The 22,310-nt window shown below is 62.3% G+C and carries 21 protein-coding genes; 12 read left to right on the forward strand and 9 right to left on the reverse strand.

The genetic code is table 11. The annotated features are described in order from the left end of the window. Positions 1-268 precede the first annotated feature (268 nt). Positions 269-1,435 carry a type III PLP-dependent enzyme gene (locus V8J83_RS14470; protein ID WP_339987142.1) on the forward strand — a complete coding sequence of 389 codons (1,167 nt, stop codon included), beginning with the start codon at positions 269-271 and terminating at the stop codon, positions 1,433-1,435. Between the two features lie 121 nt (positions 1,436-1,556). On the opposite strand, the gene V8J83_RS14475 is transcribed toward V8J83_RS14470, so the two are convergent. From V8J83_RS14475 to V8J83_RS14490, 4 genes are all read right to left on the reverse strand, one after another. Continuing rightward, positions 1,557-2,525, reverse strand: coding sequence for an aldo/keto reductase (locus V8J83_RS14475; protein WP_339987144.1), 969 nt, complete (start codon positions 2,523-2,525; stop codon positions 1,557-1,559). After that, the gene (deoD, locus tag V8J83_RS14480) at positions 2,522-3,226 is read right to left on the reverse strand and encodes a purine-nucleoside phosphorylase (protein WP_339987145.1); all 705 of its coding nucleotides are present in this window, start codon (positions 3,224-3,226) and stop codon (positions 2,522-2,524) included. Before deoD ends, V8J83_RS14475 begins: the two co-directional genes overlap by 4 nt. 129 nt (positions 3,227-3,355) lie before the next feature. Further along, entirely contained in the window at positions 3,356-3,673 is a 318-nt protein-coding gene (locus tag V8J83_RS14485; RefSeq protein ID WP_339987146.1) for an H-NS histone family protein, read from the reverse strand. Between the two features lie 110 nt (positions 3,674-3,783). After that, positions 3,784-5,748, reverse strand: coding sequence for a methylmalonyl-CoA mutase family protein (locus V8J83_RS14490; protein WP_339987147.1), 1,965 nt, complete (start codon positions 5,746-5,748; stop codon positions 3,784-3,786). Between the two features lie 306 nt (positions 5,749-6,054). Here V8J83_RS14490 and V8J83_RS14495 point away from each other — a divergent pair, with 306 nt between their 5' ends. From V8J83_RS14495 to ccrA, 3 genes are all read left to right on the forward strand, one after another. Then, positions 6,055-7,449 carry a 1-acyl-sn-glycerol-3-phosphate acyltransferase gene (locus V8J83_RS14495; RefSeq protein WP_339987148.1) on the forward strand — a complete coding sequence of 465 codons (1,395 nt, stop codon included), beginning with the start codon at positions 6,055-6,057 and terminating at the stop codon, positions 7,447-7,449. Beyond that, positions 7,446-7,946 (forward strand): hypothetical protein, encoded by a 501-nt coding sequence (locus tag V8J83_RS14500; RefSeq protein WP_339987149.1) that lies wholly within the window; start codon positions 7,446-7,448, stop codon positions 7,944-7,946. The genes V8J83_RS14495 and V8J83_RS14500 overlap by 4 nt, the downstream gene beginning before the upstream one ends. A gap of 123 nt (positions 7,947-8,069) precedes the next feature. After that, on the forward strand, positions 8,070-9,365 hold the full coding sequence (ccrA, locus tag V8J83_RS14505) for a crotonyl-CoA carboxylase/reductase (protein ID WP_339987151.1): 1,296 nt from the start codon (positions 8,070-8,072) through the stop codon (positions 9,363-9,365). 586 nt (positions 9,366-9,951) lie between these two features. Here ccrA and V8J83_RS14510 read toward each other — a convergent pair. After that, the gene (locus V8J83_RS14510) at positions 9,952-10,893 is read right to left on the reverse strand and encodes an aminotransferase class IV (protein ID WP_339987152.1); all 942 of its coding nucleotides are present in this window, start codon (positions 10,891-10,893) and stop codon (positions 9,952-9,954) included. Beyond that, positions 10,890-11,567 carry a ribulose-phosphate 3-epimerase gene (gene rpe, locus V8J83_RS14515; RefSeq protein WP_339987153.1) on the reverse strand — a complete coding sequence of 226 codons (678 nt, stop codon included), beginning with the start codon at positions 11,565-11,567 and terminating at the stop codon, positions 10,890-10,892. The genes V8J83_RS14510 and rpe overlap by 4 nt, the downstream gene beginning before the upstream one ends. Positions 11,568-11,665: 98 nt before the next feature. On the opposite strand from rpe, the gene V8J83_RS14520 reads away from it, so the two are divergent. The 5 genes from V8J83_RS14520 to V8J83_RS14540 all read left to right on the forward strand — a co-directional run bounded on the left by V8J83_RS14520 (position 11,666) and on the right by V8J83_RS14540 (position 16,378). Then, positions 11,666-12,112, forward strand: a complete 447-nt coding sequence (locus V8J83_RS14520) for a DMT family transporter (RefSeq protein WP_339987154.1) — start codon at positions 11,666-11,668, stop codon at positions 12,110-12,112. Between the two features lie 100 nt (positions 12,113-12,212). Further along, positions 12,213-13,217: a deoxyribose-phosphate aldolase gene (gene deoC, locus V8J83_RS14525; RefSeq protein ID WP_339987155.1), complete on the forward strand. Its 1,005-nt coding sequence runs from the start codon at positions 12,213-12,215 to the stop codon at positions 13,215-13,217. 223 nt (positions 13,218-13,440) lie between these two features. Then, entirely contained in the window at positions 13,441-13,722 is a 282-nt protein-coding gene (locus tag V8J83_RS14530; RefSeq protein ID WP_339987156.1) for a hypothetical protein, read from the forward strand. A 5-nt stretch (positions 13,723-13,727) separates the two neighbouring features. Continuing rightward, positions 13,728-14,042, forward strand: coding sequence for a hypothetical protein (locus V8J83_RS14535; protein ID WP_339987157.1), 315 nt, complete (start codon positions 13,728-13,730; stop codon positions 14,040-14,042). Further along, a complete protein-coding gene (locus tag V8J83_RS14540; RefSeq protein ID WP_339987158.1) occupies positions 14,039-16,378 on the forward strand; it encodes an aldehyde dehydrogenase family protein in 2,340 nt (779 codons plus the stop codon). The genes V8J83_RS14535 and V8J83_RS14540 overlap by 4 nt, the downstream gene beginning before the upstream one ends. 144 nt (positions 16,379-16,522) lie before the next feature. On the opposite strand, the gene V8J83_RS14545 is transcribed toward V8J83_RS14540, so the two are convergent. Both V8J83_RS14545 and V8J83_RS14550 read right to left on the reverse strand, forming a co-directional pair. Continuing rightward, positions 16,523-17,134 carry a DUF1523 family protein gene (locus tag V8J83_RS14545; protein WP_339987159.1) on the reverse strand — a complete coding sequence of 204 codons (612 nt, stop codon included), beginning with the start codon at positions 17,132-17,134 and terminating at the stop codon, positions 16,523-16,525. A gap of 10 nt (positions 17,135-17,144) precedes the next feature. Further along, complete coding sequence (locus tag V8J83_RS14550) at positions 17,145-17,405, reverse strand: hypothetical protein (protein WP_339987160.1); 261 nt, start codon at positions 17,403-17,405, stop codon at positions 17,145-17,147. A gap of 96 nt (positions 17,406-17,501) precedes the next feature. Between V8J83_RS14550 and V8J83_RS14555 the strand changes: the two genes are divergently transcribed. Next, complete coding sequence (locus V8J83_RS14555) at positions 17,502-18,773, forward strand: acetylornithine deacetylase/succinyl-diaminopimelate desuccinylase family protein (protein WP_339987161.1); 1,272 nt, start codon at positions 17,502-17,504, stop codon at positions 18,771-18,773. A 6-nt stretch (positions 18,774-18,779) separates the two neighbouring features. Here V8J83_RS14555 and V8J83_RS14560 read toward each other — a convergent pair whose 3' ends face one another. Beyond that, the gene (locus V8J83_RS14560; protein ID WP_339987162.1) at positions 18,780-18,971 is read right to left on the reverse strand and encodes a hypothetical protein; all 192 of its coding nucleotides are present in this window, start codon (positions 18,969-18,971) and stop codon (positions 18,780-18,782) included. A gap of 233 nt (positions 18,972-19,204) precedes the next feature. Here V8J83_RS14560 and V8J83_RS14565 point away from each other — a divergent pair, with 233 nt between their 5' ends. Both V8J83_RS14565 and V8J83_RS14570 read left to right on the forward strand, forming a co-directional pair. Further along, complete coding sequence (locus V8J83_RS14565; RefSeq protein ID WP_339987163.1) at positions 19,205-20,677, forward strand: ABC transporter substrate-binding protein; 1,473 nt, start codon at positions 19,205-19,207, stop codon at positions 20,675-20,677. Between the two features lie 181 nt (positions 20,678-20,858). Next, positions 20,859-22,268: a hypothetical protein gene (locus V8J83_RS14570; protein WP_339987164.1), complete on the forward strand. Its 1,410-nt coding sequence runs from the start codon at positions 20,859-20,861 to the stop codon at positions 22,266-22,268. Positions 22,269-22,310 lie beyond the last annotated feature (42 nt).

Raw genomic sequence — 22,310 nt, forward strand, 5'->3', positions numbered from 1 at the left:
CGTTCGCCCGAACGCATCTCCCGCGCCGCGAGGACCCGGGAAATTCCACGCGGGCGAACTTTTTACTTGATCCGAATCCCCATCTGCCGCAAACGCCGCCGCATAGACGCCAACGCACGCGCCTCTGTCACGGGTGGTAAGTCGGCTCAGCGCCTTTTCGGTGCTTCTGAGCCGGGATAACCATCGCAGTTACGTAGCGACGGTAACGTCTCCCTTTGAATGCAACGCGTCCCCTTGAATGGGGCGTTCCGTCCACTTGGAGAACGTGATGACCGCTACGTTTACCGCCCCTTCCGGGGCGCCCGTTTCCGTATCCCGTGCCGAAACTCATGCCCGCGCGCATCGCTTTGAACGCCCGACGCTGATCCTCGATGTGGATCACGTCGCTCAGCAATATCAGGCGCTTAGCGCCGGTCTGGGCGCGGCTCACATCCATTATGCCGTCAAGGCAAATCCCGAGCCCGCAATCCTTGAACGCCTCGCAGCTCTCGGTTCCGGCTTTGACGCCGCCTCGCGCCACGAGATCCAGATCTGCCTTGATGCGGGCGCCGCACCGGCTGACATTTCCTTCGGCAACACGGTCAAGAAACCGGCCGACATCGCCTTCGCCCATTCCGTCGGAGTTGATGTCTTTGCCGCCGATGCCGTTGAAGAGCTGGAGAAAATCGCCGAACACGCCCCCGGCGCGCAGGTCTACATCCGCCTTCTGGTCGATGCCTCCGGCGCCGATTGGCCGCTGACCCGCAAGTTCGGCACCACCCGCGATAGCGCCCTCGCGCTGATACACAACGCCCGAAATCTCGGCCTCCGCCCCGTCGGCCTGTCGTTCCATGTCGGATCCCAAACGCGCGATCCGGCCATGTGGGGGCCTGTCCTCGACGGCATCGCACAAGTCTGGAAAATGGCTCAGGATCAAGGCTTTGCGCTTGACCTTCTGAACATCGGCGGCGGCTTCCCGGCCTTCTACGGCGAGGACATCCCGCACCCGACCGCCTACGCGGCCCAGGTCATGGACCTCGTTCACGCCCTGTTCGGCGATGTCCCCCGCATCATGGCCGAGCCGGGTCGCGGCCTCGTCGCAGAAGCCGGAATGATCGCCGCAGAAGTGCTTTTGGTGTCGCGCAAATCGCCCGATGACCTGCACCGCTGGGTCTATCTCGACATCGGCAAGTTCTCCGGTCTCGCCGAAACCATGGACGAAGCGATCCGCTATCAATTCGCCACCGACCGTGACTTTGAGGCCACCGGCCCCTGCATCCTCGCCGGCCCCTCCTGCGACAGCGCCGATGTGCTCTACGAAAAGCGCCCCGTTGCCCTCCCCCTCGGCCTGAAAGCCGGAGATCGCGTCTGGATCCGCAACTGCGGTGCCTACACCACCACCTACGCCTCCATCGGTTTCAACGGCTTCCCGCCGCTGGACGTCATTATCCTGTAATCAAAAGAAAAAAGTGGCGCACCCCCCCCCGCGATCAAGGGGGGGGCCTCTTTGTTGCCCAAGCATTCCGGGGGGCGTGGGGAGCCGCCCCCCTCTCGCCGCCTCACACCAGGCACACCGCTTAGCCGTAGATCTCGATCCCAGGCCAGCTGCCGCCATACCGCGGCCCATGGGCAAATCCGATTGGCAAGATCCGCTCGATCTCGGCAAGGTCCTCCGCGGTCAAGGTAATCGCCTGCGCGCCGACCAACTCCGACAAATGCGCCGCGGACCTTGTGCCGGGGATCGGAATGATATGCTCACCCTGGGCCAGAACCCAGGCCAAGGCCGTCGCAGACGTCGCCCATCCGCGACCCACGCACCAGGCCTTGAACCCATCAATGGCGGCCAGGTTCGCCTGGTAGTTCGGGTCCGAAAACCGGGGTGAACCTTTGCGGAAATCGTCGTCCCGGAACGCGTCGCGGCCCGGAAATCCATCACTCAACATCCCCCGCGCCAACGGCGAGAAGGCCACGAATGCCGCTCCCAAATCGGCGCAGGCCTGCAGCATGCCCAATTCCGGCTGGCGCACCCATAGCGAGTATTCCGACTGCACCGCTGCCACCGGCCCCACGGCCGCTGCCCGGCGCAAGGTGAACGGGGCAATTTCGGAAAACCCGATGCCGCCGATCAACCCCTCTTCTTTGAAGCCCAACATCGTCTCCATGACGTCCTCGACCTCAATCGCGTGATCCCGGCGATGCACATAATAGAGCTCCACCGACGACCGCCCCAGACGCTCAAGCGAGCCCTCCAAAGACGCGCGCAGCCGGTCCTTTGCATTGCTGAAATGACGCTCCGGCAGCCGGTAAATCCCGCCCTTCGTAGCCAGCGTCACCTTGGCCCCGGTCTGTGCCAGGAATTTGCCGATCACGGTCTCGGAAACGCCGTCGCCATAGACCTCGGCCACATCCCAATGCGTCACGCCCAGGTCCAAGGCCGCCTGCATGCAGGCAAAGCTTTCGGCCTCATCCGTGGCACCATAAATGCCGCCAAAGCTCATGCAACCAAGGGCGACCGGCCCCACCCGATGTCCCGCCAGATGCCTCATGCGAATGCGGCCTCGAGCGCGATTTCGACCATATCGGAAAAGCTCGATTGCCGGGCTTCCGACGGCAGCGCCTCTTCCGTCAAAAGGTGATCGGACACGGTCAGAACCGCCAGGGCCCGACACCCATGCCGTGCGGCCAGCGTGTAAAGCTCCGCCGCTTCCATCTCCACGGCCAACACCCCGTGGCGCACCATTTGTTCGTTCAAATCCGGGCGCTCATCATAGAACACATCGGACGAATAAATCCCTCCGACATGGATAGTGGATCCCTTGCCCTGCGCCGCCTTGTAAGCCGCCTGCAACAACTCGTAATCCGCGCAGGGGGCGTAATTCAGTTCCCGGAAAATGCCCCTGGATGGCGTCGAAACCGACGAGCAGGTCATCGCCAGAACCACATCGCGCAACTTCACATGGCTCTGCATCGCCCCGGTGGAGCCGATGCGGATCAGGGTCTTGGCCCCAAAATCCCGGATCAGCTCATTGACGTAAATCGACAGGCTCGGCATCCCCATCCCCGAGCCATGGATCGTGACGCGGTTGCCGCGCCAGGTGCCGGTGAAGCCCAACATCCCGCGCACCTCATTCACACAAATCGGGTTCTCCAGAAACCGCTCCGCCGCCCATTTTGCGCGCAATGGATCCCCGGGCATCAAGACCGTGTCCGCGATGTCTCCGGGCGACGCCCCAATGTGAATTGTCATTACCGTGCTCCGAGGTTGCAATGCATCTCCCATGGGATACCCCGATGGGCTGGCGAGGCAAGCCGGATCGCACAAAAAAAGGCCGCCCCAAACGGAACGGCCTCGCTGCAAATCGGCGTCACGCGCCGATCAGATTGCCATGGACTTGAGTGATTTGCCCTTGGCCAGCGCCTCTTTCACCCAGTTGGGTTGACGCCCACGGCCGGTCCAGGTCTGAGACCCGTCTGCCGGGTTGGCGTATTTTGCCACGCCTTTGGTCTTGGAAGCCGCCTTGGCCTTTCCACCGGTGAACTCATCCAGCGAAAATCCGTGCTTCTTTGCCACCGCCTTCAATTCCGCGAGGCATTCGGAACGTCGCTTTTTCTCGTAGCCTTTGATTGTAGCCGCGATTTCCTTCTGGTGAGCTTCCAGTTCTTCCAAGGTCATTTTGTCCAATGCTTTTGCCATTTGATCTTCCTTCTTTTTGGGCACGTCGCAATTCGCCCATGCAGGAATGACACGCCAATAGCAAGCAGACTTTTCGACATGACCTAAATGGGCGACAAACGCCGAGGCCCTTATTCGGCGGCGATTTGCGTTGGGTCAACCAGGGTCACAATATCCGTCATGATCCGGTTCAATTCGAAATCCTTGGGGGTATAAACGCGCGCAACGCCATATCCCAAAAGGGTTGCGCGATCTTCGTCGGGAATGATCCCGCCGACCATAACCGGTATATCCAGACCCTCGGCGCGCAGCCGCTCCATCACATCCTTGATCAGAGGCACGTGACTGCCCGACAGGATTGATAGGCCAATCACATGGGCGGCTTCGTTTCTTGCTGCGTCAACGATTTCCGCTGGCGTCAGGCGGATCCCTTCATACGAGATGTCCATTCCGCAATCGCGCGCCCGGAATGCGATTTGTTCGGCGCCATTGGAATGGCCGTCCAATCCGGGTTTGCCGACGAGGAACTTCAAACGCCGCCCCAGCTTGTCGGACACCGTATCGACCATGTCGCGAATATCGTCCAAGCCCTCGGTCTTGTTGGACACTGCCCCCGACACGCCGGTCGGACCGCGATATTCTCCGTGCACGGCCCGCATGACACCGGCCCATTCGCCGGTGGTCACACCCACCTTCGCGGCAGCGATCGAGGCTGGCATCACGTTGCGCCCGTCGGACGCCGCCGTGCGCAAATCCTCCAGCGCCGCCTTGACTGCTGCGCCGTCCCGCTCCGCGCGCCACGCCTCAAGCCGCGTGATCTGATCGTGCTCCACCGCCGGGTCAACGACCATGATCCCACCGTCTTCCCCCATCAATGGAGACGGCTCCGAGGCGGTGTATTTGTTCACACCGACCACCACGGTTTCACCGCGCTCGATCGCATTCACCCGGTCAGCGTTGCTTTCGACCAACCGTCCTTTCATGTAATCAATGGCCGCAATGGCGCCGCCCATCGACCCCAAATTCTCCAATTCCGCACGCGCGCCTTCTTTGAGGGCTTCGACCTTGGCATCAACCGCCGGGTTGCCATCAAACAGATCGTCGTATTCCAAAAGATCCGTCTCAAACGCCATGATCTGCTGCATCCGCATCGACCATTGCTGATCCCACGGGCGCGGCAGACCCAACGCTTCATTCCACGCTGGCAATTGCACCGCCCGCGCCCGCGCACGCTTCGACAGCGTCACGGCCAGCATTTCAATCAGAATGCGATAGACGTTGTTTTCCGGCTGCTGTTCGGTCAGGCCAAGCGAATTCACCTGCACGCCATAGCGAAACCGCCGCATCTTCGGATCGGTCACGCCATAGCGGGTTTCGCAAATCTCATCCCACAGATCGACGAACGCGCGCATCTTGCACATCTCGGTCACGAACCGAATGCCGGCATTCACAAAGAACGAAATCCGCCCCACCAGAACCGGGAAATCCTCCTCGGGAACGCGCGGACGCAATTCATCCAGAACCGAGATCGCCGTCGCCAGCGCAAAGGCCAATTCCTGCTCGGGCGTCGCGCCCGCCTCCTGCAAATGGTAAGAGCAGACATTCATCGGGTTCCATTTCGGAACCTCCTTGTAGCAATATTCGGCCACATCCGCGATCATCGCCAACGAGGGCTTGGGCGGGCAGATATATGTCCCGCGCGACAGGTATTCCTTCATCAGATCGTTCTGCACCGTGCCCTGAAGCTTGGCGATATCCGCCCCCTGCTCCTCCGCCACCGCAATATAAAGCGCCAAAAGCCACGGCGCCGTCGCGTTGATCGTCATCGACGTATTCATCTGCTCAAGCGGGATATCGTGGAACAGCGTCCGCATATCGCCCAGATGCGAGATCGGCACACCCACCTTGCCCACTTCACCACGTGCCAGAACATGATCGCTGTCGTAGCCGGTCTGCGTCGGCAGATCGAATGCCACCGAAAGCCCGGTCTGCCCTTTCGCAAGGTTTCCTCGGTAAAGCGCGTTCGATGCCTCTGCCGTCGAATGCCCCGCATACGTCCTGATCAACCAGGGACGGTCCTTTGCCGCTTCCGTCATGGAACACTCCGACTCGTTTTAAGCAATATCATTTCGTTGCGTCGCATCTAGACGGAACAAAATGTCTCTGTCAATTCGCTGCGCCCGCAAAGCTGCACTGCGGCACGGGCAAAGAGCCAGCCGTCCATCCGCCCGAAAATCGCCCGGCAAGTAGGCAGCCTACCCTGGCGGGACGGCAGGAGGGGCGGCGGGCAGCCCCTGTTGCGCGTCCGTCTGCCCCGGACCAATCGCCGAAACCACGCCGCGATTGGCATACCGGTCACTCAAACCCTTTCGCGCCTGCGCGATTCCTGACACCTTCCGCCCATGAACGCGCCGGTCACCCTACCGCTCTGGCTCTTTGTGCTGATCCTGCTTTTCGCGGCGGTCACCTTCGCGTCGCATTTCCTTTTCCCATCCGTGCGGTGGTTCCTGCGCCGTCGCCTCGAAAACGCGGTGACGCAGCTCAACAAGCGTCTCAAACGCCCGATCCAGCCATTCAAGCTCGCGCGCCGCACCGATACAGTCCGCCGCCTTCTCTTCGATCCAAAGGTTGCCGAAGCGATCCACGAACACGCCCGCGACAATCGGATCCGCGAGGATGTCGCCGCCGAAAAAGCCGAACGTTACGCCCGCGAAATCGTACCGGGCTTCTCGGCTTTCACCTATTTCGCGTTCGGGACGCGCGCCGCGCGCTGGCTCAGCCAATCGCTTTATCGCGTGCGCCTGACCAATCCCAATGACGACGCGCTCGAAAAGATCCCCACCGACAGTACCGTCATTTTCGTGATGAACCACCGCTCGAACATGGATTATGTGCTGGTCACCTGGCTGGTCGCCGAACGCTCCGCGCTGGCCTATGCGGTGGGCGAATGGGCCCGTGTCTGGCCCCTGCGGTCCCTTGTGCGCGCGATGGGCGGCTACTTCATCCGCCGCCGCCACAACAACCCGCTCTACCGCAAGGTGCTTGCCCGTTACGTACAAATGGCCACCGAAAATGGCGTCACCCAAGCCGTCTTTCCCGAAGGCGGGCTTTCGCGGACCGGGGGTCTGGGCAAACCGAAGCTCGGGCTGATCTCCTACATTCTCGATGGCTTCACGCCCGGCGTATCGCGCGATGTCGTCTTCGTGCCGGTTGCGTTGAACTACGACCGCGTGATGGAGGACCGGAACCTGATCGCCGCGCAGACCGGTGGCACCGCAGGCTTCCGCTTCTCGCTTCTGCCGATCTACCGCTATCTGCGGCGTCAGATCTGGCACCGGATCACTGGCAAGTTCCATCGTTATGGTTATGCCGCCGTCTCCTTTGGCGCGCCCCTTTCGCTGGCAGAGTTCATGACCCAGGACCTGCTCGACCCGCCGCAGGCCTTGGGCGAGGACCTCATGTCGCGCATCGCCGCCGTGGTCCCGGTGACGCCCGTGCCGCTGGTCGCTCATGCGCTGCGCGATGGGGCCCGCACCAGCGCCGAGCTGGACGCCGCCATCGCCACTCGCATCGCCCGGGCCGAGATGAAGGGCACCGGCATCCACCTGGCCCGTGACGACCTCCACTACACGGTCGAAGCTGGCCTTCGGTCACTGGAAGAGCGAGGCTTCATCGACCGCGATACAGATCCCGCCGTTGTCGAGATCACCGAACGCGGCCAACCCGTGATCGCGTATTACGCCGCCAGCGTCGCGCACCTTCTGGACAATGAGCGGCTGGAGGACGCGGCGGAGTGAAAATCACCGAAAACACCTCGCAGCGCCTCGTCATCATAAGCCGCCGAAAGATCATCGCCGATATCATTTTCGCGTTCTTTCTTGGCGGGGGTGCCATCTTCACCATCATGATGGCGGGCCAAAACATGCTTGCGGCCGTGAACGTCTTCGCGCTGTTCATGGGCTTGCTGTTCGTGGCGGTTGGCGTTTGGGGCCTCTTCAAGAACGCCGCCGACCATGTCGCGCTGGATGCCACAACCCGGACCCTGACGATCACGCGGCGCACGCTCCTGCGCAGCACACCGCGCGAAATTGCGTTCTCCGATCTTGCGGATGTCCGCGTGCATAGCGGGGATGAATGCCAAACCGTCGCGTTCATCTTGGCCGACCGCGAAGAAATTCCTCTGGAAACGGCCTACAGCGGGAACCCGAAGGCCGCAGCCTTTGCCCGCCAGATCCGTGAATGGCTTCAGGGGCATGATGACCCGCCGGTCGTGACACCGCTCAAGGCGACATAAAATTACCCAAAATACCACTTTCCGATTGCATTGTTGCGCGACCGCCAATATTCCTCGCAACAGCAGCAATTGATTCCGCAGCGCGGCATCGCCCGCCGGAGAAACTTGATGACGGAGACAAACATGGCCCTTGACGCCCCCAAAGCCGACGCCCCCTACGACGCGCCCATGAAGGACCTCTACGAAATGGGCGAAATGCCCCCCATGGGCTACGTGCCGCCCAAGATGTACGCTTGGACCATCCGCCGCGAACGCCATGGCGAGCCCGACAAGGCGTTTGAGGTCGAAGTGGTCGACACACCGGTGCTCGACAGCCACGAAGTGCTCGTCCTCGTGATGGCCGCTGGCGTGAACTACAACGGCGTATGGGCCGGTCTCGGCCAGCCGATCTCGCCCTTTGACGGCCACGGCGCACCCTACCACATCGCAGGTTCCGACGCGGCGGGCATCGTTTGGGCCGTTGGTGACAAGGTCAAGCGCTGGAAGGTCGGCGACGAAGTCGTGATCCATTGCAACCAGGACGATGGCGATGATGAGCATTGCAACGGCGGCGACCCGATGTTCTCGACGTCCCAACGGATCTGGGGCTACGAGACCCCCGATGGCTCCTTCGCGCAATTCACCAACGTGCAGGCGCAGCAGCTCATGCCGCGCCCCAAGCACCTCACCTGGGAGGAAGCGGCGTGTTATACGCTGACGCTGGCCACCGCCTACCGGATGCTCTTCGGCCATGAGCCCCACGACCTGAAACCCGGCCAGAACGTCCTGATCTGGGGCGCGTCCGGGGGCCTTGGTTCCTACGCGATCCAGCTGGCCAACACCGCCGGTGCCAACGCCATTGCCGTGATCTCCGATGAAACCAAGCGTGACTTCGTTCTGGGCCTCGGCGCCAAGGGTGTGATCAACCGCAAGGATTTCAACTGCTGGGGCCAATTGCCCACCGTGAACACACCCGAATACGCCGAATGGTTCAAGGAAGCCCGCAAGTTCGGCAAGGCGATCTGGGACATCACAGGCAAGGGCGTGAACGTCGACATGGTGTTCGAACACCCCGGCGAAGCGACCTTCCCGGTCTCGACCCTCGTTTGCAAAAAGGGCGGCATGGTCGTGATCTGCGCGGGCACCACCGGGTTCAACTGCACCTTCGACGTGCGCTACATGTGGATGCACCAGAAGCGCTTGCAGGGCTCGCATTTCGCCCATCTCAAGCAGGCCTCGGCCGCCAATGACCTCATGGTCCAGCAGCGCCTCGACCCGTGCATGTCCGAGGTCTTCCCCTGGGCCGAACTGCCTGATGCGCATATGAAAATGCTGCGCAACGAGCACAAGCCCGGCAATATGTCGGTGCTGGTTCAGGCGCCACGCACGGGCCTGCGGACCCTTGAAGATGTGCTCGAAGCGGGCCCAACCGCGTCCTGACCACTCTCACCCAAGAACAGGCCCCCGCCCCGGCATAACCGGCGCGGGGGCTTTTTGCGCCAATCCGTCACGAAAACGGGCTTTCTCGGGTCATTGTTGCCCCTTTGGCAATAGATCTCAAAGACAACCGCAGTTCGGTTTTAAATTGCGAAACAATGTACGCCAGACGGGTGCGTTGTTGCGCATTGTGCCAATAGACATGACCTTTTGGTCAGGTAGCCGAAGCCCCCCTTCTTCCGCTATTGTGCACCTGCAGCAAATGCTCTGAGCAGGGGCTGTGTGTACCAGTGTCTGTAACCGCGTGTTGCGGTCAGTTATGAGTAACATTCAACCTGTTTCGGTTTGTTCTGGGGGGAGCCCTGTTCGCACCGGGGTAGGGATTTGTTAGGCGAGGGTTGCGTCTGCAGCCCTCGCCGCATTTTAGCGGGGGGCGGGTCTTCGGATCCGCCTTTCTATTATTGAAACGACCCCGCCGTGACGCCGCTCGTTTCATCGCACACGACGCGTGCCGTGTTCCAGACTTGGGATGTTTTTCAGGGGTTTGGCATCGAACGCCGGTATATCGGCTAGACCAACAGGCGAAGTATCAGGCGCCGCGCGCCGCCTTTACCGCGCCGACATGATCCGCCACAGCCCGTTTGTACAGTCCCTGAAGGCGTGTGGTCATATCGCGCGACCCTTCCCCGATTGGCTGACCATCAAGGCTCGCCACCGGTGTCTGCGCCCCGAAGGTCCCGGTCAAGAACGCCTCCTCCGCGCCGTGCACATCGACAAGTGAAAAGTTCCGCTCGAACACCGGAATGCCCTCCGCACGGCAGAGCTCGATCACCTTCGCCCGCGTCACCCCGTTCATGCAGTAATCGCCGGTCGAGGTCCAAACCTCGCCCTTCTTCACGATGAAAAAGTTACAGGCATTCGTCGTGTTCACGAACCCATGCGGGTCCAGCATCAGCGCCTCGTCCGCCCCGGCCTGTTCGGCCTGAAGGCAGGCGATCACGCAATTCAACTTGGAATGCGAATTGTATTTTGCATCCTGGCTCATCGGCAGCCCACGCACTTGCGGCACAGTGGCCAGCCGGATCCCCGCGCCCTGCAACCGGTTCACCGGTTTCGAATGCTCCATGATGATGACCAGCGTCGGCCCCGAGCGGCTCAGCGACGGGTGCTGAAACGGGCGCACCTTCACCCCCCGCGTCAGCATCAGCCGGCAATGGACATCCGTCTCCATCCCGTTCGCCGCGCGGGTCATCTCAATCGCGTCGAAAATCCCCTGCCGATCCATCCCCACATCAAGGTTCACCGCCTTACACGAGTCGAAAAAGCGATCCATATGCGCGTCGAAAAACGCCCAGACCCCGTCGTAGAGCCGCAGGCCTTCCCACATGCCGTCGCCCAACATGAACCCGCTGTCGTAAACCGACACCTTGGCATCATCGCGGTGCACGATCTCGCCGTTCACATAGATCCCGATGTCAGCGTTACGCGGGTCCTCCAGCGCGTCATGGGTGGTGGCGGCGTCCTTGTTCATCCCGCAGCCGCCCGGATCGCCCGGATGTTCTCGCCATAGGGGGCCGGGTTCTCGACCGAGCCGCCCCGGAACGCCGCAGAACCCGCCACCAGAACGTCCGCGCCCGCACCCGCTACAATTGGCGCGGTGGCGACGTCGACACCACCGTCGATCTCGATATGCACCTCGCGGTCACCAATCATGGAACGCAATTCGGCGATTTTGGCGCTCATATCAATGAAGCTCTGCCCGCCGAAGCCGGGGTTCACAGTCATCACGCAGATCAGGTCACACAACTCCAGAACATGCGCCACCGCCCCAGCAGATGTGCCGGGGTTGAGCGCCACACCCGCCTTCATCCCCGCGCCGCGTATCGCCTGCAGCGTGCGGTGAATATGCGGCCCGGCCTCCACATGTGCGGTCAGGATATCGGCCCCCGCATCGGCATAAGCCTCGATATACGGATCGACCGGCGCAATCATCAGATGCACGTCCATCACCGTGCTCACATGGGGCCGCAACGCCTTCACCATCGGCGGCCCGAACGTCAGGTTCGGCACAAAATGCCCATCCATGACGTCGATATGGATCCAATCCGCGCCCTGCGCCTCAACGGCCCGGACCTCGGCTCCGAAGTTGGCGAAATCTGCGGCAAGGATCGACGGTGCGATCTTGATGGAACGGTCAAATGACATGGCAGCACCCCCTGTTGGCGCGGTCCTAGCCCGCGCGCGCGCTCTTGGCAATTCCGCCCACCGCGCGCATCGTCGCCGGACCCAAACTCGGAGGCCCCATGTCGAGCCAATACCTTTTCGCCCTGATCGCAATCGCCGTGGGCGGGGCCTGCATCTCCACGCAGGCCCCGATCAATGCCCGCCTCGGATCACATGTCGGGGACCCTGTCGCAGCCGCCGCCATCAGCTTCATCGTCGGCGCGATTGCCCTGTCGCTGATCGTGATGCTGCGCGGCGCAGTTCCAAGCGCGGGCCAAATGGCCTCTGCACCCTGGTGGGCTTGGGTCGGCGGCGCGCTCGGGGCTGTTTATGTCTGGGCGGCAGTCTGGTCGGTTGGCACACTGGGCGTGCTCACCATGGTCGCAGCCTTGATCTTCGGGCAATTGGCGGCAGCCTTGCTTCTGGACGCAATCGGCGCGTTCGGCCTTCAGGTCCGCGAGATCAGCTGGACCCGGATCGCCGCCATAGCCCTGGTCGCGGCAGGCTTGGTGCTCAGCCGTTTATGACCCCGCACCCGGCCAACCGCAAAAATTTGACCGTTTGGTCAACCTTGCCTTCGCAGCCGCCCCATGAGACGCTGAGCGCAACGCGCAGCAAGGCCTTCCGATGACCGACACGCTCCACCATACCGCGACGACAACCGCCGCAGAACAGCTGCCGCAGGTCCACCTGCCCCGCAACGCTGGCACAGAGCTGGACCTCGACTGGGTCGCCTCCGTGCAGGCCAACACCTCGGCCATCGAACGCCGTGCGGCCACGCTTCCGGGTCGGCGCTCGGTCAAAAAGACCCACCAAGCCGCCTGGCTGGCCAAGGCGATCACGCTGATCGACCTCACCACTTTGTCGGGGGATGACACGGCGGGTCGCGTCAAACGCCTCTGCGCCAAGGCCCGCCAACCGGTGCGCGCCGATATCCTCGACGCGCTTAGCCTTCCGGCAATCACCACGGGCGCGGTCTGCGTCTATCACGACATGATCGAGGTGGCCGTGGAGGCGCTCGACGGCACAAACATCCCCGTCGCCGCCGTCTCCACCGGCTTCCCGGCGGGCCTTTCGCCGATTGAATTGCGCGTGAAGGAGATCGAGATGTCCGTCGCCGCCGGAGCCGACGAAATCGACATCGTCATCTCCCGCCGACACGCGCTGACCGGGAACTGGCAGGCGCTTTACGACGAGATGCGGACGTTCCGCGCCGCCTGCGGCGATGCCCACGTGAAAGCGATCCTTGCGACCGGAGAGCTTGGCACCCTGCGCAACGTCGCCAAGGCCTCGCTCGTGTGCATGATGGCGGGGGCGGATTTCATCAAGACCTCCACCGGCAAGGAAAGCGTCAACGCGACCCTGCCCGTCTCCCTCACCATGATCCGCGCCATCCGCGCGTTCGAGGCGCGCACCGGCTTCAAGGTCGGCTACAAACCGGCGGGGGGAATTTCCAAGGCCAAAGACAGCCTCGTCTACCTCAGCCTGATGAAAGAGGAGTTGGGAAACCGCTGGCTCCACCCCGATCTCTTCCGCTTCGGTGCGTCGAGCCTACTGGGCGATATCGAGCGGCAGTTGGAACACCACGTCACCGGGGCCTATTCGGCTGGCTGGCGACATCCGATTGGGTAGACTTATGATTTCGTTGAATGGTGGATTCATTCTTATGTGGGCGGCACTCGCCAACGGCGTGTTTCTGTTTTCAATCATCGTCTCGTCCATGCTTCCAAAAGCAACAGCCGATGCTAGAGACGAACTTCAACCACTTAGAAGGCTGCTTAAGACGGCCCGCATAATTTGCGTTTTGATATTCGTGCTTAGCTTGCCTGCCTGGCTTTTTCTCGGACCTTAATGGATGCCCATAAACTTCAACCTCATCCTCCTTCTGATCGTCGTCGGCGTCTCCATCTGGCTGACGCTCCGCGCCAACCGCCCGCTCAAGGAAGAAGCCCTGAAACTGACCGTGGATCAGGCCCGCACCTTCCACACGAAGTACCGCAAAACGGAAAACCGCGCCGACATGCCCGAACAGTTTCGCAATGTCGCAGAAGCTTCAGACCGCGCGCGCTCGGTCACGGTCACGGCGGCAATGACTAGCGCGGTATCCATCGCGGCATATCTCTTGATCGGAAGTTGAGACCAATGACACTGCTCTCCCCACTGACAATCGCTTTCGCCCTTTTTGCAGCGATCACATGGCTGGTTTCCATTCCCATTTTCCGGCGCGCGCGGCAGTTGCGCAACGAGATGCCTGCAAAGGACCTGGAAACGTTTCGCGCGCTTTATGGCGACAAAACCCGCCGCGCCGAATTGCCATCGCGCTTTCAACCCTTGGCCGAAGTCACGGCCAAAGCCACCCGTGCCTACCTGATAACGGTCATCGTCTTGATGGCGCTGATCTTGGTCGCGATATTCCTCGGCCCCAATCTTGGCCTACCCCTCGGAGACGCCCCATGACCACCGCAGAGATTTTCGAGACCATGGATTACGGCCTTGCCCCTGAATCCGCCGCCGAAGCACTGCAATGGTTGTCCGATCGGGGCGGTATTGCGGGCCATTTCATCGGGGGCAAATGGGGACCTTGGCGCGATGACTTTGCGTCCAACAATCCGGCCACTGGTAAAAAGCTGGCGGGTGTCACCAAAGGAACCGCCGAGGAAGTCGCGAGGGCCGTCACAGCCGCCCGAAAAGCGCAACCCAAATGGGCAAAGGACAGCCACGCCCGCGCCCGCGTGCTTTATGCCATCGCGCGCCTGATGCAGAAGCACGCCCGCCTGCTCGCCACGATGGAGACACTCGACAACGGCAAACCCGTCCGTGAAAGCCGCGACATCGACGTGCCGCTGGCGATCCGGCATTTCTACTACCACGCGGGCCTGGCCCAATTGGTCGACAGCGAAATGCCCGGACACGCGCCCATGGGTGTGTGTGGCCAGATCATCCCTTGGAACTTCCCGCTTCTGATGCTGGCTTGGAAAATCGCGCCAGCACTGGCCGCGGGGAACACGGTCGTCCTGAAACCCGCCGAATACACCTCTCTTTCTGCGATGGTCTTCGCCGAGATCTGTCTTGAGGCAGGCGTGCCCTCTGGCGTCGTGAACATCGTCACCGGCGATGGCGACACGGGCGAGGCGCTGGTGGCCTCCGACGTCGACAAGATCGCCTTTACAGGCTCCACCGCCGTCGGCCGCCGGATCCGTGAACAAACGGCCGGAACGGGCAAGGCGCTGACGTTGGAGCTTGGCGGCAAATCCCCCTACATCGTGTTTGAGGACGCCGACATCGACAGCGCCATCGAAGGTCTGGTCGATGCGATCTGGTTCAATCAGGGCCAAGTCTGCTGCGCCGGATCGCGCCTTTTGGTGCAGGAAGGCATCGCCGAGGATTTCCACAGCCGCCTCAAGGCGCGCATGGCCAACCTGCGCATCGGCGACCCGATGGACAAATGCATCGACGTCGGCGCCATCGTCGACCCGGTGCAGCACGCCGCGATCACCGACATGGTCAGCGCGACGACGGGCGATGTCTTCCAGGCCCCGGCAAGCTTGCCCGAAATCGGATGCTTCTATCCCCCGACCCTGATCACCGGGCTGCACACCGCCGACCCCTTGATGCAGGAGGAAATCTTCGGCCCTGTCCTCGTTTCGACCACCTTCCGCACACCGGCGGAGGCCGTGGATGTCGCCAACAACACACGCTACGGCCTCGCCGCGACGCTTTGGACAGAGAACCTGAACCTGGCACTGGATGTCGCGCCCAAGCTGGCCGCTGGCGTGGTCTGGGTGAACGCCACGAACCTCTTTGACGCCGCCGCTCCCTTCGGCGGTGTGCGCGAAAGCGGGTTCGGGCGCGAAGGCGGATGGGAAGGCCTGAGCGCTTATCTCAAACCCGCGCACAAGCTATCACCCGCCAAGGTCCTGCCCGTACCGCCGCCGCCCGAAACCCCGAAAACCGACTCGCTCGACCGCACCGCGAAGATGTATATCGGCGGTAGACAGGCGCGCCCCGACGGCGGCTACAGCCGGGCACATTACGCGAAATCCGGCACGCTTCTGGGCCATACCGGCTTGGGCAACCGCAAAGACATCCGCAACGCCGTGGAAGCCGCTGCTGGCGCAAAAAGTTGGTCCCAAACCACCGGCCACCTTCGCGCGCAAATCCTCTTTTACCTCGCCGAAAACCTCTCGGCCCGCGCGCCCGAGTTCGAAGATCGCCTGCGCGACCTGACCGCTATCTCCGCCGCCAAAGCCAAGGCCGAGATCGCCGCCACGCTCGATACGTTTTTCACCTACGCCGCCTTCGCCGACAAATACGACGGGGCCGCCAAAGGCGTTCCGATCCGCGGCATCGCGCTGGCGATGCATGAACCCGTCGGCACCATAGCGGCGCTTGCGCCGGACGACGCCCCCCTCCTTGGGTCTGCGACCCTCCTCGCAGCGGCGCTCTCCATGGGCAACCGCATGGTGCTGGTTCCGAGCCAAGCCGCCCCGCTGACCGTAACGGACCTCTACCAGGTGCTCGACACCTCCGACGTCCCTGGCGGCGTGGTAAACATCGTCACCGGCCGGCACGCCGACCTTGCCCCGACACTCGCAAGCCATGCAAATGTCGACGCACTTTGGTCGTTCTCTCCGCATGCTGATCCAACCGCGATGGAAAAAGGCAGCGCCCAGAACCTCAAGCGCACCTGGATCAACCACGCCGGAAACCCCGATTGGGCGACGCTCGATCCAAGGATCGCCCTCGCTCAGGCCACGGAAACCAAAACCATCTGGGTGCCTTACGGCGAATAGGCGCCCCTTTTCATCTTGCTGAAAAAACCTCCGCCGGAGGCTTCGGACCGCCTGCAACGCGCCTGACGCCCGCTCAACAGGCTCTGATCAGCCACAGGCCGGAAATAACAATGCGGCGGCAGCCGCGCTGTTTTTTCGATAACCTCAGCCGCGCCCGGAAAGCCGGTCCTTCACCTTGGCCCATCGCACCGAAACGGCATCGACAATCGGCAGGATCACGCGATCCTCGAACCGTTCCCATATCCGCCAGATCATGAACAGGATCACCGCAAAGACCAACAGGATCACAATCGGCATCCACGGGATCAAGGTCACATCCGGCCCCTCGACCCGCTCGATGGAAAGCGCGTTGGGATAGGACGACAAAAGGTTGCTGCGCCATCCATAATGGGTGATCGCGACCCAAACCGGCGCCTCGCGATTGGACCGCAAATCCTGCGCCTCAGTCTGCAGATCCTGACTGTCGATCTTGAAATAGGGCGGCCAACCGAAAATGCCGGTATCCTCGTTGCGAAAATCGATCGGCGTCTCATCGGGCCGGACCGCGCTGATGATGCGCACATCGCGCTGCACAGAGGTGCCGTCCGCGCCACTATCTGATTGCGCGAAGAACCACGCACTCCACCCGGAGATTTCCGTCAATTGCAGCTGCGTGTCGACGATCCGCACCACGTCGCGCTGCGGCAGCGTATAATGCAGGAATGCACCGAGGATCGTGAAAACGATCAGCAGGAATATGATCCGGGCCCAACGCATGGACGCTCCTTCAGTTCGTCATCGCCACAAAGGCAACCAATCCGCCCACGGGAATGACATAGACGCAGATGACAAGCCACACCCTTATGCGCGACGCCGCCTGCGCGATACGTGCATCGACCCAGGCCTCGCGCGTGTCGGGCCGCCCGGCCTGCACCCAATCCTCTTCCAGCCGCATCCGGGCCCCCGAGCGCAGGTAATAAAACATGCACACGTAAACCACGGTCAGCCCGATCATCATCACAATCGCGATGCGCCCCAATCCCAGCATTCTTGCCTCCACGCTTGCCCTTGCCCCGGATATAGGACGGATCGCCACGGATTGGCAGGGCTTGCGGCCAGATCACGCGCGGCGCAGATTTGACCGATGACCGAACAGACCCTCCTCGATGCCGTCACAGCCCGCCGGGACGACCTGATCACCCTCACGCAGGCGCTGATCCGCATCCCGACGCTCAATCCTCCCGGCCGCAATTACCGCGAGATCTGCGGCTATCTCGCCGAGCGTCTTGGGCAAAACGGCTTCTCGGTCGAGATGATCCGCGCCGAAGGGGCCCCCGCCGACAGCACAACCTATCCGCGCTGGAACCTCGTGGCGCGGTATGAAGGGGGGCCGGGCGAATGCGTACATTTCAACAGCCACCATGATGTCGTCGCCGTGGGCCACGGCTGGACCAAGGATCCGTTCGGCGGCGAGATGGAAGATGGCAAGATCTACGGACGCGGCGCGTGCGACATGAAAGGCGGGCTCGCGGCCTCCATCATCGCCGCCGAGGCCTTTATCGCCACCCACCCCACCTTCAACGGCTCCGTCGAGATCAGCGCCACCGCCGACGAGGAATCCGGTGGCTACGGCGGCGTGGCCTACCTTGCCGAACAGGGCTATTTCGACCCCGCCCGTGTGCAGCATGTCATTATTCCCGAACCCCTCAACAAGGATCGCATCTGTTTGGGCCATCGTGGTGTCTGGTGGGCCGAGATCGAGACCCACGGCCGCATCGCCCATGGCTCCATGCCGTTCCTGGGCGATTGCGCCGTACGCCATATGGGCGCCGTCCTTGAAGAGATGGAGCGCACGCTGTTCCCGCTTCTGGCCACCAAACATACCGACATGCCGGTCGTGCCCGAAGGCGCGCGGCAATCGACGATGAACATCAACGCGATCCACGGCGGCGAGCCGGTGCAGGACGCCGATTACACCGGCTTTCCCTCCGCCTGCGTACCCGACCGCTGCAAGATTACAATCGACCGCCGCTACCTGATCGAGGAAAACGAAGGCGAAGTCCGCGCCGAGATCGAGGCCGTGCTGGAAAAGGTCAAAGCCGCCCGCCCGAATTTCCACTACGAGCTGACCGAATTGTTCTCCGTGACCCCCACCATGACCGACCGCGATGCGCCCGTGGTCAAAACCGTCGAAGCCGCGATTGCCAAGGTTTTGGAAAAACAGGCCGATTTCGTCGTATCACCGGGCACCTACGACCAGAAACACATCGACCGTATCGGTAAATTGAAGAACTGCATTGCCTATGGGCCGGGCATCCTTGACCTTGCACATCAACCCGACGAATCGGTCGGCGTGCAGGATATGGAAGACAGCGCCAAGGTCATGGCGCTTACGCTGGCGGAATTGCTGCTTTGACCCGGCTCAGGCGTATTCGACAAAGCCCAGATGCTGCAACGCCTGCGCGGCCTGCTCCCGTGCGGCGGCATCGCCCGCAATCAGATCATCGTTGAGTTGCCTGATCACATCGCTCAACGTCCGCGCACTGGTCTGATCCTGAATGAACGCCGCCACCTGGTCGCGACGCAGAGATAGGATTTCTTGCGATTTCGGCATATGGCTGCCCCCAAACTGCGCATCTCGAAAATGTGTCCCGTCGTTACAATTACTGCGATTCGCCTGAGGTCCGATGTCAGAATCCGACCGATCCCGGCATCTATCCACAGGAATCTGCCCCGCTGCCCAATCCATGGGCAGACCCGTGTGACACGGCATCCGGCACTTTTCGGTAGGAATCCGCCCCAACCCTGCGCAACAATGGGCAAAACACGACCACAGGGAGACGACCCATGACCCGCCACCTTCGCCTGTCCGCCGCCGTACTGGCGCTAAGCGCAAGCGCCGCACTCGCGCAGCAGACCGACATCACCATCGGCATGCAGCTTGAACCGCCGATGCTCGATCCGACCGGGGGGGCCGCGGCCGCCATCGACGAAGTGACCTACGCGAATATCTTTGAAGGCCTGACCCGCTTCGGCTCCGACGGTGCGATCTTGCCCGCGCTGGCCGAAAGCTGGGACATCTCCGAAGACGGCTCCACCTACACCTTCACCCTGCGCCCGGGCGTCACGTTCCACGACGGCGAAGCCATGACCGCTGAAGACGTCGTCTTCTCCCTCGACCGCGCCCGCGCCGAGGATACGACCAACGCCCAAGCCGCGCTTTTCGCCAATATCACCAGCGTCGAGGCCGTCGATGACACCACCGTCATCATCACACTCGATGGGCCCGACGGCGCGTTCCTGTTCGACATGGCCTGGGGCGACGCGGTGATCGTCGATCCCGCCAGCGCCGACACCAACGCCACCACCCCCATCGGCACCGGCCCGTTCCGCTTCGTCGAATGGCGGCAGGGTGACAGCATCGAGCTGGCCCGCAACGACGCCTATTGGGGCGAGCCCGTGGCGCTTGAGACCGCAACCTTCCGCTTCATCTCCGACCCCAACGCTGCCTTCGCCGCGATGATGGCTGGCGACGTCGATGCCTTCCCCGTCTTTCCCGCGCCCGAGACGCTCGCGCAATTTGACGGCAACCCGCAGTTCAACGTCATCGTCGGCTCGACCGAGGGCGAGACGATCCTTGCCATGAACAACGGCGCCGAGGCCCTGCAGGACATCCGCGTGCGCCAGGCCATCACCCACGCCATCAACCGTCAGGATATCATCGACGGGGCCATGTTCGGCTATGGCACGCCCATCGGCACCCATTTCGCGCCGCACAATCCCGATTACATGGACCTCACCGGAAATTCAGAGTTCAACCCCGACCGCGCCCGCGAATTGCTGGCCGAGGCGGGCGTCGAAGACCTCACCCTGCGCATGATGCTGCCACCGCCCACCTACGCCCGGCGCGGCGGTGAAATCATCGCCAGCCAGCTCCGCGATGTCGGGATTGAAACCGAAATCACCAACCTCGAATGGGCGCAATGGCTTGAACAGGTGTTCCGCGGCTACGATTTCGACCTGACCATCGTCAGCCATACCGAACCCGCCGACATCAACATCTATGCCCGGCCCGAGTATTATTTCCAATACGACAGCGCCGCGTTCCAAGCCCTGATGGAGCAGCTCAACGCCGAGACCAACCCAGAGGCGCGCAGCGCGATCCTGCGGCAAGCGCAGGAGATGATCTCGAACGACTACGTCAACGCCTACCTGTTCCAACTCGCCAAGACCGGTGTGGCGAATGCCAACATCCAAGGCCTGTGGGAAAACTCGCCCACCCAGGCCGTGGATCTGACCGGCGTCAGCTGGACGCAATGACCTGACGCATTCCTCATGCAAGGCCCGGTCCCCGCGACCGGGCCTTTTTCTTTGCGACCCCACCGCAGGCACAAAAAAACCCCGTCGCTATCCTCCGCGCACCTGTGTCATGCTGGCTTCACAAAGGCGGCCTAGACCGCACAGGACACACAGGTTTTTCCGCGATGGGGGACGTTCCGATATGACCATGACCCGCTTTCTGGGCACAACCGCGCTGGCCTTTGCACTCGCCCTGCCCCTGCCCACCCTCGCCGACAGCTTTTTCGTCACCTCCCCCGCCGACAGCGGCGATGGCACCCTGCGCGAAGCCCTCGAAGCCGCCGCCGCGCGCAACACAGGGCCGGATACGATCTTCATCGCAACGGATCAGGACATCACCCTGACCGCGCCACTGTTCTATGATGGCGCCGACCCGCTCGCGCTCACCGGGCGGGGGCAGGCGATCCGCGCCTCTGGCGACTTCGCGATCCTGACCACCACGCGCACCCAAGACCTTGCCATAAACCACCTGCGCCTTCTGGGCACGGGCGGCTATTCCATCGAGTCGCAGGGCCCGGTCGGCGCGCCCGGCCTTCTGGTCGACGTTGCAGAAGACGCGACCGGCATGGTCCACGTGCACCTCAACGCGGTCGAGGTTTCGGGCACCGCGGGCCATGGCATCCACATCTCCGATTGCACTTTGGCCGAAGAATGCGGCGGCGGCGAAGGGGGCGAGGGCGGCGGCTCCGACGCAGGCATATCCCTGTCCCTGATGGACGTCGTGCTGCGCGACACGGCCTTTGGCCGCTTCGATGCGGACGGCATCCGCGTCGATGAACGCGGTCCCGGTGATATCCGTTTTGAGGCCACTGGCCTGATCGTGGACGGGGTCGGCGCCGATGGTGTCGAGCTTGACGAAGGGCAGGCCGGCGATGTTCACGCAACCGCATCGGGCGGCGGGTTCAACGGCAACGGTGCCTATTGCGACCCGGCCCTTTTGGCCGCCTTCCTGCCAGACCGCCCCGAAGCCGAATTCGACGAAGGCCAGGCCCCCGCCGATACGATCCCCGCCCCCGTCACCGGCTCGCCTGACGATGGCTGTTTTGAGCGCGCCGTCGACCTTTACGATGACGGCAGCGTCGAGGCCTATGAATTCGGCATCGACGTCGATGATGGGTTCGACATCGACGAAGACGGCCCCGGCGACATCGTAGCCACCTTCCACGGCACCGCCATGACCGGCAATTTCGACGAGGGTTTCGATTTCGACGAAGCCGGTCTGGGCGATGTCGAAGCCGCCTTCGTGTTCGTGTTCGCCGCAGATAATGTCGACGACGCGATCAAGATCTCCGAAAGCGGGCTTGGCGATGTGGTGGGAACTGTCACCACGTCCGAGCTGATCAACAACGGCGGCGTCGGCATCGTCTACGAGGAAGAGGATGACGGCGATCTGCACCTTGTCATCCTGCGCTCGGCCACCGTGGGCAATGATAGCGGCGCATTGGGCATCGAAGCGGTCCAGGACGATGACGGCGATGGCTTTGTCTCCGTCATCGACACCGAGGTCGCCGATGGCATCGAAGTCGACGGCGCCCAGATCGACCCCGACTGAACCACCCACAACACGGCAAACTCCGCTCTGGCCCCTCTGGCG

It is taken from the genome of Gymnodinialimonas ulvae (assembly GCF_037543845.1).
Taxonomy (GTDB): Bacteria; Pseudomonadota; Alphaproteobacteria; order Rhodobacterales; family Rhodobacteraceae; genus Gymnodinialimonas; species Gymnodinialimonas ulvae.

Bases quoted from the DNA above. Each gene is read 5' to 3' on its own strand.
- V8J83_RS14470 (WP_339987142.1), top strand. From the start codon at position 269: ATGACCGCTACGTTTACCGCCCCTTCCGGGGCGCCCGTTTCCGTATCC.
- V8J83_RS14475 (WP_339987144.1), bottom strand. From the start codon at position 2,525: ATGAGGCATCTGGCGGGACATCGGGTGGGGCCGGTCGCCCTTGGTTGC.
- deoD (WP_339987145.1), bottom strand. From the start codon at position 3,226: ATGACAATTCACATTGGGGCGTCGCCCGGAGACATCGCGGACACGGTC.
- V8J83_RS14485 (WP_339987146.1), bottom strand. From the start codon at position 3,673: ATGGCAAAAGCATTGGACAAAATGACCTTGGAAGAACTGGAAGCTCAC.
- V8J83_RS14490 (WP_339987147.1), bottom strand. From the start codon at position 5,748: ATGACGGAAGCGGCAAAGGACCGTCCCTGGTTGATCAGGACGTATGCG.
- V8J83_RS14495 (WP_339987148.1), top strand. From the start codon at position 6,055: ATGAACGCGCCGGTCACCCTACCGCTCTGGCTCTTTGTGCTGATCCTG.
- ccrA (WP_339987151.1), top strand. From the start codon at position 8,070: ATGGCCCTTGACGCCCCCAAAGCCGACGCCCCCTACGACGCGCCCATG.
- V8J83_RS14510 (WP_339987152.1), bottom strand. From the start codon at position 10,893: ATGAACAAGGACGCCGCCACCACCCATGACGCGCTGGAGGACCCGCGT.
- rpe (WP_339987153.1), bottom strand. From the start codon at position 11,567: ATGTCATTTGACCGTTCCATCAAGATCGCACCGTCGATCCTTGCCGCA.
- V8J83_RS14520 (WP_339987154.1), top strand. From the start codon at position 11,666: ATGTCGAGCCAATACCTTTTCGCCCTGATCGCAATCGCCGTGGGCGGG.
- deoC (WP_339987155.1), top strand. From the start codon at position 12,213: ATGACCGACACGCTCCACCATACCGCGACGACAACCGCCGCAGAACAG.
- V8J83_RS14530 (WP_339987156.1), top strand. From the start codon at position 13,441: ATGCCCATAAACTTCAACCTCATCCTCCTTCTGATCGTCGTCGGCGTC.
- V8J83_RS14535 (WP_339987157.1), top strand. From the start codon at position 13,728: ATGACACTGCTCTCCCCACTGACAATCGCTTTCGCCCTTTTTGCAGCG.
- V8J83_RS14540 (WP_339987158.1), top strand. From the start codon at position 14,039: ATGACCACCGCAGAGATTTTCGAGACCATGGATTACGGCCTTGCCCCT.
- V8J83_RS14545 (WP_339987159.1), bottom strand. From the start codon at position 17,134: ATGCGTTGGGCCCGGATCATATTCCTGCTGATCGTTTTCACGATCCTC.
- V8J83_RS14550 (WP_339987160.1), bottom strand. From the start codon at position 17,405: ATGCTGGGATTGGGGCGCATCGCGATTGTGATGATGATCGGGCTGACC.
- V8J83_RS14555 (WP_339987161.1), top strand. From the start codon at position 17,502: ATGACCGAACAGACCCTCCTCGATGCCGTCACAGCCCGCCGGGACGAC.
- V8J83_RS14560 (WP_339987162.1), bottom strand. From the start codon at position 18,971: ATGCCGAAATCGCAAGAAATCCTATCTCTGCGTCGCGACCAGGTGGCG.
- V8J83_RS14565 (WP_339987163.1), top strand. From the start codon at position 19,205: ATGACCCGCCACCTTCGCCTGTCCGCCGCCGTACTGGCGCTAAGCGCA.
- V8J83_RS14570 (WP_339987164.1), top strand. From the start codon at position 20,859: ATGACCATGACCCGCTTTCTGGGCACAACCGCGCTGGCCTTTGCACTC.